14 protein-coding genes are annotated in these 11,811 nt (G+C 66.5%); 2 read left to right on the plus strand and 12 right to left on the minus strand.

What is annotated here, in order from left to right; all coding sequences use genetic code 11:
- Positions 1-21: 21 nt before the first annotated feature.
- From hemC to MWU77_RS04850, 4 genes are all read right to left on the minus strand, one after another.
- The gene (gene hemC, locus MWU77_RS04835) at positions 22-1,011 is read right to left on the minus strand and encodes a hydroxymethylbilane synthase (protein WP_247273087.1); all 990 of its coding nucleotides are present in this window, start codon (positions 1,009-1,011) and stop codon (positions 22-24) included.
- On the minus strand, positions 1,008-2,432 hold the full coding sequence (locus MWU77_RS04840; RefSeq protein WP_169690041.1) for a glutamyl-tRNA reductase: 1,425 nt from the start codon (positions 2,430-2,432) through the stop codon (positions 1,008-1,010). Before MWU77_RS04840 ends, hemC begins: the two co-directional genes overlap by 4 nt.
- Positions 2,429-3,319, minus strand: coding sequence for a redox-sensing transcriptional repressor Rex (locus MWU77_RS04845; protein WP_169690042.1), 891 nt, complete (start codon positions 3,317-3,319; stop codon positions 2,429-2,431). The genes MWU77_RS04840 and MWU77_RS04845 overlap by 4 nt, the downstream gene beginning before the upstream one ends.
- Positions 3,320-3,475: 156 nt before the next feature.
- Positions 3,476-3,766 (minus strand): glutaredoxin family protein, encoded by a 291-nt coding sequence (locus MWU77_RS04850; RefSeq protein ID WP_169690043.1) that lies wholly within the window; start codon positions 3,764-3,766, stop codon positions 3,476-3,478.
- 163 nt (positions 3,767-3,929) lie between these two features.
- Between MWU77_RS04850 and MWU77_RS04855 the strand changes: the two genes are divergently transcribed.
- Positions 3,930-4,934 (plus strand): HAD family hydrolase, encoded by a 1,005-nt coding sequence (locus MWU77_RS04855; protein WP_374229808.1) that lies wholly within the window; start codon positions 3,930-3,932, stop codon positions 4,932-4,934.
- Between the two features lie 12 nt (positions 4,935-4,946).
- Here the strand turns inward: MWU77_RS04855 and MWU77_RS04860 are convergent, their stop codons facing one another.
- From MWU77_RS04860 to MWU77_RS04890, 7 genes are all read right to left on the minus strand, one after another.
- Positions 4,947-5,945 carry a lysophospholipid acyltransferase family protein gene (locus MWU77_RS04860; RefSeq protein ID WP_169690045.1) on the minus strand — a complete coding sequence of 333 codons (999 nt, stop codon included), beginning with the start codon at positions 5,943-5,945 and terminating at the stop codon, positions 4,947-4,949.
- On the minus strand, positions 5,942-7,012 hold the full coding sequence (locus MWU77_RS04865) for an NAD-dependent epimerase/dehydratase family protein (protein ID WP_169690046.1): 1,071 nt from the start codon (positions 7,010-7,012) through the stop codon (positions 5,942-5,944). Before MWU77_RS04865 ends, MWU77_RS04860 begins: the two co-directional genes overlap by 4 nt.
- A gap of 224 nt (positions 7,013-7,236) precedes the next feature.
- On the minus strand, positions 7,237-7,338 hold the full coding sequence (locus MWU77_RS04870) for a 30S ribosomal protein bS22 (RefSeq protein ID WP_003402602.1): 102 nt from the start codon (positions 7,336-7,338) through the stop codon (positions 7,237-7,239).
- A 203-nt stretch (positions 7,339-7,541) separates the two neighbouring features.
- Positions 7,542-7,778 carry a helix-turn-helix domain-containing protein gene (locus MWU77_RS04875; protein WP_054719598.1) on the minus strand — a complete coding sequence of 79 codons (237 nt, stop codon included), beginning with the start codon at positions 7,776-7,778 and terminating at the stop codon, positions 7,542-7,544.
- Positions 7,779-7,950: 172 nt separating this feature from the next.
- On the minus strand, positions 7,951-8,769 hold the full coding sequence (gene proC / locus MWU77_RS04880; RefSeq protein ID WP_169690047.1) for a pyrroline-5-carboxylate reductase: 819 nt from the start codon (positions 8,767-8,769) through the stop codon (positions 7,951-7,953).
- 87 nt (positions 8,770-8,856) lie between these two features.
- Entirely contained in the window at positions 8,857-9,696 is an 840-nt protein-coding gene (locus tag MWU77_RS04885; protein WP_169690048.1) for a thioesterase family protein, read from the minus strand.
- Positions 9,693-10,361, minus strand: a complete 669-nt coding sequence (locus tag MWU77_RS04890) for a MerR family transcriptional regulator (protein WP_169690049.1) — start codon at positions 10,359-10,361, stop codon at positions 9,693-9,695. Before MWU77_RS04890 ends, MWU77_RS04885 begins: the two co-directional genes overlap by 4 nt.
- An 88-nt stretch (positions 10,362-10,449) precedes the next feature.
- Between MWU77_RS04890 and MWU77_RS04895 the strand changes: the two genes are divergently transcribed.
- Positions 10,450-10,866, plus strand: coding sequence for a hypothetical protein (locus MWU77_RS04895; RefSeq protein WP_169690050.1), 417 nt, complete (start codon positions 10,450-10,452; stop codon positions 10,864-10,866).
- Here MWU77_RS04895 and MWU77_RS04900 read toward each other — a convergent pair.
- Positions 10,825-11,811 carry a sugar phosphate isomerase/epimerase family protein gene (locus tag MWU77_RS04900; protein WP_374229809.1) on the minus strand — a complete coding sequence of 329 codons (987 nt, stop codon included), beginning with the start codon at positions 11,809-11,811 and terminating at the stop codon, positions 10,825-10,827. The genes MWU77_RS04895 and MWU77_RS04900 overlap by 42 nt on opposite strands.

Raw genomic sequence — 11,811 nt, forward strand, 5'->3', positions numbered from 1 at the left:
ATTCGGGGCTGAACGGAAGCGTCAATCATCGGCGGCCCACTGCTCGTCGTCGACGATCAGTTCTTTCGCGCCGAGGTCGAGCAATTCTCGGGCGAGTGCCCTTCCGAGTTCCTCTGCGCGGTCGGGTGAACCGACGATGCTCGCGCGGAGCACGTCCGAGCCGTCGTGTGCGGCCGCGCACCCGCGTACGGACAGTTCCTCGAAGACACGGCCGTCGTCGTCGAGCGACTCGACGACCTCTGCGATCGCGCCGACCGGCGCGGTGCACCCTGCTTCGAGCTCGGCGAGCAGTGCACGCTCGGCGACAACCGCCGCGCGACTCGCCGGATCATCGAGCCGGGAGAGGATTTCGATCAGGGCGTCGTCCTCGGCGCGGCACTCGACGGCGAGCGCTCCCTGAGACGGCGCGGGCAGCATCTGGACGGGCTCGAGCGCTTCGGTGACCCGGTCGAGCCGCCCGATCCGTGACAGTCCCGCGCGGGCGATGACGATCGCGTCGAGCTCGCCCGAATCGACCTTGCCGATGCGGGTGTCGATGTTGCCGCGCAACGGCTCCAGCTGCAAACCGAGGCCCATCGCCGCCAGCTGGGCGCGGCGACGCGGAGCGGACGTGCCTACCTTCGACCCGGCGGGCAGTTCTCCGAGTACCAGCCCGTCGCGAGCAACCAGGGCATCGCGCGGGTCCTCACGAGGAGGGACCGCCGCGACGACCATGCGCGGATCCTGCTTCGTGGGCAGGTCCTTGTACGAATGCACCGCCACGTCCACTTCGCCGGCCAGCAGGGCCTCGCGGAGTTCTGCGGTGAACACACCCACACCGATGCGCTGCACAGGCCCGGGTGTGATATCGCCCTTCGTCGTGATGACCACGAGCTCTGCCGGATGCCCGGCTGCGATCAGGGCGTCGCGGACAGTGCCTGCCTGCGTGGTGGCGAGCACGCTGCCCCGAGTACCGATGCGCAATGTGCGCTGCTCGCGCGATGCGTCGATCCGGGTGGCTTCGGCGCTCATACCTTGCCGTCCTTTCGTGGAGCACGCAGCTCCGTCGTGATGACCGGATCAAGTGCGGCGGACAGATCCGCCGACGTGGTCGGGTCGGTCAGAGACCCCAGTTCCTTCGTGGGAGTCGCAACTGCTTCGACTGCCCCTGGTCGCAGCTCGAACAACTCCCGCAGTGCCTCGGCATACTGGTCGCCCCCCGGCGTCGAAGCAAGCTGCTTGACCCGCACGGTCGGTGCGTGCAGCAACTTGTCGACGACACGGCGCACGGTGCGCGCGACCTCGTCGCGTTGACCGTCCCCGAGATCGGGGAGCCGGGAATCGAGGCGCATGAGTTCGCCCTCGACAACTTCCGCCGCACGCTGGCGCAGTGCGGTGACAGTGGGCGTCACCTCCGCGAGCCGCTGTGTGGTCAGGTATCCGGCGAGCTCGGACGCCACGATGGCGCGCGCTGCCTCGGCATCGGCGGAGGCGGCACCCGCAGCGGGGTCGCGCTGTAGTGCCTCCATGTCGAAGACCGTCACGCCGGGGAGCCCCGACACCGTGGGTTCGACGTCGCGGGGAAGCCCGAGATCGCAGATGGCCAGCGGGCGTTCACCGCGTTCGGACTGCGCGAGTGCGCGGTGGGCGTCAGCGAGGGTGACGACCGTGCCGACCGCTCCGGTGCAGGTGACAGCGACATCGGCCTGGGCAAGGGCAGCGGCAAGATCACCGAAATCGACGACCTGAGCGTCGACGCCGTTGCCGCGGGCCGTGGCGGCGAGGCGTTCGGCGCGGTCGCGGGTACGGTTCGTGAGAATGATCTCGGCAACGCCCGAACGGGTCAGGTGCGCTACCGCGAGACCGCCCATTGCGCCTGCACCGATCACTGCGGCGGTGCGCCCCTGCAGACCGCCGTTGCCGAACAGCGCACCCGCCTTGTCGAGTGCGACCGACACGACCGACGCGCCTGCTGCGTCGATCCCGGTTTCCGAATGCACACGCTTACCGACTCGCAACGCCTGCTGAGCGAGTTCGTGCAATGCACGCCCTGCAGCCTGCTGCGCATCGGCGGTCGCGTAGGCGGTGCGGATCTGTCCGAGAATCTGCTGCTCACCGACGACCATGGAGTCGAGGCCGCTGGCCACCGCGAAGAGATGCTCCGCGGCAGCCTCGCTGTAGCGCACGTATGCGTGCTTGTGCAGGTCTGCGAGAGTGAGTCCGGCGTGCTCCGACAGCAATTCGCTGACGTCGGCGAGCGCACCGTGGAACGCATCGACGACTGCATAGATCTCGACCCTGTTGCAAGTCGAGACGATCATCGCCTCGGAGATGTGATCCGACGCCATCATCTTGTCGGTCAGCTTGGGTCGATCGGTGTCCGCGACGGCCACCTTCTCGAGAACCGATACCGGGGCGCTCCGGTGCGAAATGCCAACGAGGAGGACACTCACGGTGCAATCACCGATCCGTTTCTGGTCACGGCCGAACCCAAGGGGCCCGCCTTGCCTGTTCTGGATCGCCGAGCCGGACTCGGCGTGGACACAGCAGACCCGTGCGGGCCGCGGGCGGGCTGAACACTCGCAGTGTGCGCTTCCCCGGCAACCCGGAGAAGTTGTTCGTTTCGTGCGCTGTTGAACGAGAGCACCTGCAGTTCGACCGCGAGGTCGACGCGGCGCACCTCGACATGATCGGGCACCTCGAGCTCGATCGGCGCGAAGCTCAGGACACTGCGGACGCCGGAACGCACGAGCACATCGCAGACGTCCTGCGCTGCATCCTCGGGTGTGGCCACGACACCGATGGTGGCGCCCAGCTCGTGAGCGTCGGATTCGAGCCGGTCGACGCCCCGGACCACAAGGCCACCGACGGTCGTCCCCACCAGAGCCGGGTCGGCATCGAACAGCCCCGCGAGGGTGAAGCCGCGACGATCGAATCCGGGATAGCAGGCGAGAGCGCGCCCGAGACTGCCCACTCCTACGAGAACGACGTGGTGGCCGCGATCGAGCCCGAGCGCATTCTCGATGCGTGCCTGCAGGCGAACGACGTCGTAGCCGACGCCGCGCACGCCGTTGGGGCCGAGGAACGAGAGGTCCTTGCGGAGCTTCGCCGAACCGACCCCGGCGGCGCTCGCCAATTCTTCACTCGAGACGATGAGTGTGCCCGCTTCGGAGAGGCTTCCGAGGACCCGCAGATAGTTGGCGAGACGCGTCACAGTAGCCTGGGGGATGTCCCGGTGCTGAAAGCCAGGCGCGACACGATCGGAATTCGGAGTGGCACCCTCGCCGGTCCCGGCGTTGCCGCGGGCGTCGTCGCCCTGCGGTGGGTGCGGTTGCGTCACGTTCGTGGCTCCTCGTCCGGCCGGTGGACACGTCCGGCCTCACGGTGATCCGGGATTTCGTCCTCACCACGGTAACCGCTTGTGAAGCCATGCACAAAGTTGCTCGAAGGCCCCCGAATGTGCTTCCCACCTGCGTCACGACCGGGAGCGACAGCGTCACCGGGCGAGATCTGCGCGCAATCGCTGCTCGTCGACCTCCCAGTAGCTGTGCTCCTTGCCGTCGAGGAGCACAACAGGGAGACGGTCCCCGAACTCGGCCCGCAATTCGGGGTCGTCAGCGGCGGCTTCGTCGACATCGATGCAGGTGACCTGCACCCCGAAGTCCGCACACAGTGCTTCGAGAACGGTGCGCGCAGGTCCGCAACTACCGCACCCCGCGCGAATCAGGAGCGTCACCTCGTGTGCAGATACAGGGGTTCCGGCCGGGCCGGAGTGTCGATCGCTCATGACCTCCACTGTGCGGCATGGGCCCCGGAGACGAACGTCACACCCGGGCAGCACCTGAACGCCGAACCCTGATAGCGCGTCCACCACGGGCTACGCTTGCGGCGGGTCGTGCGTTGGGGTGTGACGACAGGTCGGCACGACCGTCACGACGCTGGAGGTGCGAGTGCCTGAACGTTTGTTGCCATACGGGCGGGGTATGGGTGAAGCGTGGGCACGGTTCATCCGTCCCGGCCGGCGCCGGTTGTCGCGCAAATTCGGCCCGAGCGAAGAAGAGGTCCGCGCGAACCTCGCCGGCGAAGCGAGTGCCGATGCGGCACTCGCCTTGCACGGTGCCCGGACAGAACCGGAAGCAGCGCCCGAGCCGGGAGCCGAGCCCGGCGCACGCGGCGCGATCGATCTGACCGCAGCCGCCTTCTTCGACGTCGACAACACGATGGTGCAGGGCGCGTCGATCATCCACTTCGCCCGCGGCCTCGTTGCGCGCAACTACTTCCGTAAGACCGACCTCTTCGAGTTCGCGTGGCAACAGGTGAAGTTCCGGATCACGGGTAAGGAGAACAGCGCCGACGTCGCAAGCGGCCGCGACAAGGCACTGTCCTTCGTGCAGGGCAGGTCCACAGCCGAACTCCGCCGACTCGGCGAAGAGGTCTACGACGACATAATCGCCGACAAGATCTGGCCGGGCACCCGCATGCTCGCGCAGATGCATCTCGACGCGGGCCAACAAGTGTGGCTCGTCACGGCCACCCCGGTCGAACTCGCCGACGTCATCGCCAAACGCCTCGGCCTGACCGGCGCCCTGGGAACCGTTGCAGAGTCCGAGAACGGGGTGTTCACGGGCCGTCTGGTCGGCGACATCCTGCACGGACTCGGCAAGGCGCACGCGGTGCGTGCCCTCGCGATCCGGGAGGGCCTGAATCTCAAACGGTGCACTGCGTACTCCGACAGCCACAACGACGTGCCGATGTTGTCGCTCGTGGGTACGGCGGTCGCGATCAATCCCGATCCCGATCTGCGGCAGGTTGCACGCACCCGGGGGTGGGAAGTACGCGACTTCCGCACGGCACGTAAGGCAGCGAAGGTCGGAGTGCCGACGGCTCTCGGCCTCGGCGCGGCCGGCGGCGCGGTCGCCATTGCGCTCGGACGGCGCCGCGACCGAGCCGCCTGACCCGGCCTGACCTCAGCCGAGAAATACGTTCCTGCGGCGAGTGAGCAATTTGTAGAGCGTCTGCTGAATCACTTCACGAACGTGGTCGGTGACCTCGAACAACACCATCGGATCATCGGCCGCCACTTCGTCGTGGACGTCGGTCGCAATGGGCGTACCGAATTCGATGTACCACTTGGACGGCAACGGCACCGCACCGAGCGGGCCGAGGGCGGGAAAGAGCGGCGTGATCGGGAAGTAGGGCAACCCGGCCAACCGTGCAAGCGAGGTGAGATTGCCGATGTTCGGGTAGATCTCCTCGGATCCCACGATCGAGCACGGAATGATCGGTGCTTGTGTCTTCAGCGCTGCCGAGACGAAACCGCCGCGTCCGAAGCGCTGCAGCTTGTATCGCTCCTTGAACGGCTTGCCGAGCCCCTTGTACCCTTCCGGGAACACAGCGACGACCTGGTCTTGTTCGAGAAGCCGTTCGGCATCGGGATGGCACGCGAGGGTGTGCCCCGCTTTACGCGCCACGGTGCCGACGACCGGCATGTCGAAGGCGAGATCGGCCGCAAGCATCCGCAGCGGCCGGTGTGCGCGGTCGTGCACGGCGACGGAGGTCATCAGGGCGTCGACGGGCAGAGTGCCCGCGTGATTCGCGACGATGAGTGCACGCCCGTCGGTGGGAATGTTCTCCACCCCCCGTACTTCGACGCGGAACCACTTGTCGAACAGTGGACGCAGCGTGGGCATGAGGATGTTGTCGTTGAAATGCGGGTCGAAACCGAAGTCGTCGACCTCGTAGTCACCTGTGATCCGCCGCCTGAGGAACTCCGCGCCCCCTGTCACGTGCCCGATCAGAGCGGTGCGCAGATCATCGAGGAATCCGTCGACGACGGTGTGCTGCGGTGGGGCATCCCCGGCCGGGGCGCCTTGCGACGGATGCACGTCGAAGGACTCCGCGGGCCGGCCCGAAGCGGTGCGCCGACTTCCTCCGTGCAACGGTATGACCTTGGCAACCTGAGTCATCGCACCTCCGTCCGCTCCCCAAGAGTGGAAAGCAGCATCGATTCGGCCTTGTCGACCCATTCGGACTTCACGATGCGGGACATCCCGATTCCTCGCGCGAAGTCGTCGAGGGCTTCCTTGGTGGTCCAGCGTGGTTCGAATCCGAGTTCTTCGCGCATGCGTGTCGTGTCGAGTCCGCATCCGAAGTGGAAGTAGTCGAGTTCTTCCTTCGTGAACGACTTCATGACCGATCCCACAAGAGCGTGACCCACGTTGCGGAACAGGCCGTAGGGCATCGGCACGGTCAGGCCACCTGCGCGTCGGACGGCCTGTGTCATCATCACGATGCCGTCGCCTGCCACGTTGTAGGTACCGGACGGACCGCCCAGTGTTGCGCACTCGAGAGCGCCGAGCGCATCCTCCTCGTGCAGCAACTGCAATCGTGCGTCGCGACCGAGGACATTGGGAACCAGCGGTGAGGTGAGGTAGTTCGAGACCGAACCGGGCAGGCGGTTCCCGACGGTGGGCGCGAGCCGCAGGATCGTGGTGGCGATGTCGCTGCGTCGCCGGGCCAGACCTCGCAGGTAACCCTCGATCTCGATCATGTCGCGGGCGAACGCGCCGGTGGGGCGGCGCCGCGCGCTCATCTCCTCCGTGAATTTCACGGGGTCCTTGGCGCTCGAGCCGTAGACGACCGACGACGACCGCAACACGACCTTGCGTACCGACGGCGCCTTCTGGCACACCGCGAACAGTTGCATCGCGCCGATGACGTTCATGTCTTTCATCGCGGCGCGTGCTCCCGATTTGGGCGCCTTGGTGACCGCTGAGGCGTGCACGACGGTGTCGACGTTCATGTTTCTGATGACCTTGCCGATCAGTGGATTCCTGATGTCGGCGAGGACGAATTCGGCGCGCCCCATGCGTCGGTGCATGTCTTTGGTGGGCGACTGGGTATCGACCGCGATGACACGTTCGATGTCGGGGTTCTGAGCCAGCCGGGTGACGAGGAAGCCACCGAGGAATCGGCTCGCACCCGTCACCAATACGACACCTGGCGGCTCGGCCTGTCGCCCGTGTGAAGTCACAGCACCCCCTGCTTGCAGAACATCTCCGTCGGCGATCCCACCTCGACCGCAGGACGGTATGCGCTACAACAATACGGTGACATCGGCAACATCGCATGACACCCGGGTAAACGTCCGGTTGCTCACCGTGCAGAAACGTCGAATGCCCGCCACCATGGGTGACGGGCATTCGTCAGGCAGTACTGCTACCGGCGGCAGCTCGCATGCCGATGATCGACAGCGGCCTACTTGCCGAGTTTCCTACGCTGCACGCGAGTGCGGCGGAGCAGCTTGCGGTGCTTCTTCTTCGACATGCGCTTGCGGCGCTTCTTGATCACAGACCCCATGTGGGTTCCCTCGCGTTCTTATAGCGTTCCTGCGCACGCCGGTGACGTACGCCTTCTTCTGTCGGACGCTGGGCCTCGTGGTGACGAGCTCAGCGCCTCACGACACCGGCTGACCGGTACGACGAATTGCAATCGTACCGGTGCAGGAACGACCGGATGAAATCGAGGTCCGCTCCGTGCTCCCACAGCCTTCCGAGCCGGGGTTACCCGACGTCGAAATACGATGTCTCGAGATAGTCGTGAACCGCCTTTGCGTGCACCCGGAACGAGCGTCCAACGCGCACAGCAGGCAGTTCACCGCTGTGTACAAGCCTGTACACGGTCATCTTCGACACCCTCATCAACGACGCCACTTCGGCGACCGTCAGGAATTGGGTACCTGCGAGGACCGACTGTCCGTCTTGGGGTTGACCCTTCGACGGTGTATTTCCTGAAACCATTACACACCTCCGGCACGTCCGCGCCGCCGGCTTCCCCTCCGGCGGAACAGACACGCACGTGCTCATTCGAGCTTAGCGTGACGAATGGTTCCTGTGCGACGATGACGGCCACCAATTCCACTTCTGTCACACCAGTACGGCGTGTCGCGCGGCCCGTCCACCCGATGTTCGGCTAGTCGGAACGGGTGCCTAGCTGCACCGATCGTTGCCGCGCGGCCTCGAGCGCGTCGTAGAACGCGGTACGGATCCCGCCCCGCTCGAATTCTCTGATCGCTGCGGCCGTCGTACCTCCGGGCGACGTCACGGCTGCACGCAGATCCGCCGCGTTCTCTCCGGATCGGGCGAGCATTGCCGCGGAGCCGGTCATGGTCTGCACCACGAGGTCCGTGGCGACGGCGCGGCTGAGCCCGAGCGCGACGCCCGCGTCGATCATCGCCTCGGCGACGAGGAAGAAGTACGCGGGGCCGGAGCCCGAGACCGCGGTGACGGCATCCATCTGCGATTCGGGTACGACCGAAACGGTGCCCACCGATCCGAGCAACTCACGCACGAGGTCGAGGTGTTCGCCCTTCACGTGGCGTCCTGCGGCAAGCACGCTCGCGCCCTGCCCGACGAGCATCGGGGTGTTGGGCATCACTCGGACGACGGGAGCACCTGCGGGGAGTTTGTTCTCGTACTGGGCGGTGGTGACGCCCGCGACGAGCGAAACGACGATCTGCTCGGTGTCGTTGTCGAGATCCGCCGAGGCCACGTCGGCGATCACCGGGTCGACGTCGCCGGGTTTGACCGCCACGACGATCACGTCGGCGCCCTCGACCGCGTCGGCCGTGCCGTCGGTGACGCGGATCGCATACGCACGCGCCAGTTCATCTGCACGCTCGGGCAGTTTCTCGACCACCACGAGGTCCTTGGTGGCGTAGCCGTTCTGCAGCAGCCCCGAGATCAGGGCCTCACCGATTCTGCCGCCACCGATCACCGCAATTCTCGTCATGGGTGACAGCGTGCCACGGGTCCCCTGTGTGGCACGCATCGCAGTCCCGCGGTCGATGGACCGCCGCTTTTTCGAAGGCGGATCGGGTCAGCGCGGAATCATCGCGAGCTGGCGGGACTGCACCACCACTGCCCCCGACGAATCGACCACGGTGTGATCCGATTCGAACCATGTCTGCCCGAGCACGATGCTTTCATTGGTCACGCGCAGCCAGCCCGGCGCGGGAAGCGCGCGCAGATATACGGTCAGCTGCACGGTGGGTGCCCACCCGAACATGCCGCGATTCATCGTCACGGGCGCCGAGATGTCTCCTGCCATGAGTGCGAACAGGGCCAGCGTGTCGAGGTCCGCCTCATCGACGGGGCGGAGCTTGGTCCACATCGCGATCCGTGGATCGCCGTCCTGGTCACCGCGGAGGAATCCGGCGGTCGACTCGTCGACACGGATGTCGACGGACCCGCACAGGTTCACGATCTGCCCCATCGGATGGTCAGGAGTGACCACCACAACATCCTCGGGCGGCGAAGCGGGCATCTCGGTCGCGGGATGCGGTACGGCGTGCCGCGGCTCGCCGCCGTCGGGCACGCCGAGCGTGATGCTCGCGCGCACCGCGACACGGCCACCCTGTCCGATTGTGGCGTCCACGACGGAGACCTGCTTACCCAGCTTCCGGACCACGGTGGTGATCTCGACCTCGCCCGGGTCGGGCGCGGATACGAAGGACGCGCTCACGGCGAGAGGTTGGACGGCGGGGTCGGCTCCGGCCTCGATTCCGGCGCGGCGGGCTGCGGCTGCGCTCACTGCGAGCAGGCAGCCGCCGTGCACCTTGGGTCCGATGGTCCAGGTGGGTGCGATGTGCGCCGACCAGGCGCCCTCGCCGGCGGCCGTGAGTGTGGTCAGGTCACGGAACGGATGGTCGGTGGTCACTGGATCTCCTGCGGGTTTCGAGCGGGTTCTGTGGAGCCTGGCTGGTCGGTGTCTGCCGCCGCGGCGAAGATCCGGGCGGCACGGTGCTGGTGCGCGAGACGCCGCATCGCGGCGAGTACCGGTTCGTACAACGCGGTGCCCAGCACGGCAGCTTCGACGGTTTCCTGCCGAGTCCTCGTCGGAAGAAGGTCGACGTCGAGGTCGGCAATCTCGCGGATGTGCTCGCCGTAGACGTCGATGCGTCGATCGGACATGGTCAGACCGGCCGAGTCGAGTGCTGCGAGCGCAGCTTCGAGTTGGGCGACCGCAGTGAACTTCGGGTCGTACAACTGCCCGAGCCGTTCGAGCAGTGCACGAGTGCGGGGATAGTCGGCGTCGGGTGGGTTGTCGACATACGGGGGGAGCGCCATCACCGCCTTGCCGAGAGTGACGAACAGATCCTCGTCCGGATTCTCAGCGAGCGCCACCACTGCCTTGATCTTGTCGAGCGGCAGCCCCTGACCTGCGAGCGCGCGAATCAAACCGAGTCGGCGTACGTGCTCGTCGTCGTATCGGGCCTGCGTGGCGCTCGTTGCGTGGCCCGGCATCAGCAGCCCCTCGCGCAGGTAGTACTTCACGGTGGCCAGCGGCACACCGCTACGCGCCGCCAATTCCGAGATTCGCATGTCACCTCCGATTTGCTGTTGACATCAGATACTACAGCTATCCAATATTGGATAGCTGTAGTATCTGATATGGAGAGAGGGGCATCCCATGCACCCCGTGCTCGTCATCGCCGTCGGGGTCACACTGCTGACCGTTGCAGGTATCGCCTTCGGGGGAACCTTCCTACTGCGCATCGCACACGGCGGCGTACCCGTCAACGACCTTCAGAAGTCCTTCTTCCGCGCGGGCCACGCGCACGCCGGAGTCCTCGTGACGCTCGGCATCCTGGTCGCCGTTACCACCGGAGTCACGGGTGCATCACCGGGATGGGGAGCGGCAGGGTCCATCGCCGTGCTGATCTCCGCGATCCTCATTCCGGCCGGCTTCTTCCTCTCGGTTCTCGGCACGGATCCCACACGCCCGGGCCGGATGATGGCCTCGGTGTGGCTCGGCGCCGCGTCGCTGACCGTCGGTGTCGTGATCTCAGGTGTCGCGGTTCTCTGCGCCGGGATCGGCGCCCTCTGACACCTCGGAGCCACCCGGAACCCGCGCTGCCTCCGCATGCGGGACCCGAACGACATCTGCCGCACGCGGGCGCTCGGGACCAGGGGCGATCGCGCTCTGCGCGGGGCGGTCGAGATGCTCTCGCGCGAACGAGAGCGCCCGACCGAGCATCACCGACCGCTCGGACCGGGTCCGCGCGCTCTGCGTACTCACTTCGAGCACGACCTGGCCCGCGTAGTCGCTGCCGGCGAGTTGCCTACACACGTCCGCGCAGGGCTGTTCGCCGTCCCCCGGGATCATGTGTTCGTCCATCGACGACCCTCGACCGTCTGCGAGGTGCAGGTGATTGAGCCCCGCCCCCATCCGGGCTGCGAGCGCGAGCGCATCCATCCCCGCAGTGGCAGTGTGCGACAGGTCGAGCGTGTAGTGGTCGAAGCCGGTGTCGGTCGGATCGAGCGACGGACTGTAGGCCGACACTGCCGGGCCGGGACCGCCACGGCGCCGCAGACGATCGGTACCCCGGTCGCGGAACAGCACGTCCGCACGCATCGGGTACATGTTCTCGACAGACACAGATACGTGGCTGCCCTGCTCGAGAGTCTTCACCTGATCGACGAATCCTTCGGCATATCGACGTTGCCAGCGGAAAGGCGGATGTACCACCACGGTCGATGCACCGAGGATCTCGGCCGCTTCGACCGACCGTCCGAGCTTCGCCACCGGATCCGCACCCCAGACCCGCTGAGAGATGAGCAGGCACGGCGCATGCACTGCGAGGACGGGAACTCCGTATTTGCGCACGAGCCGCAGGACCGACCCCGGGTCCTGACTCACCGGGTCCGCCCAGACCATGAGTTCGACCCCGTCGTAATCGAGGTCGGCGGCGAACCGGAACGCCGCCTCGGTGTTCTCCGGATACACCGAAGCCGTCGACAACCCCACCGGGATTCGCCGCGCTGTCACCAC

It is taken from the genome of Rhodococcus sp. F64268 (assembly GCF_023015605.1).
Classification (GTDB): domain Bacteria; phylum Actinomycetota; class Actinomycetes; order Mycobacteriales; family Mycobacteriaceae; genus Rhodococcus.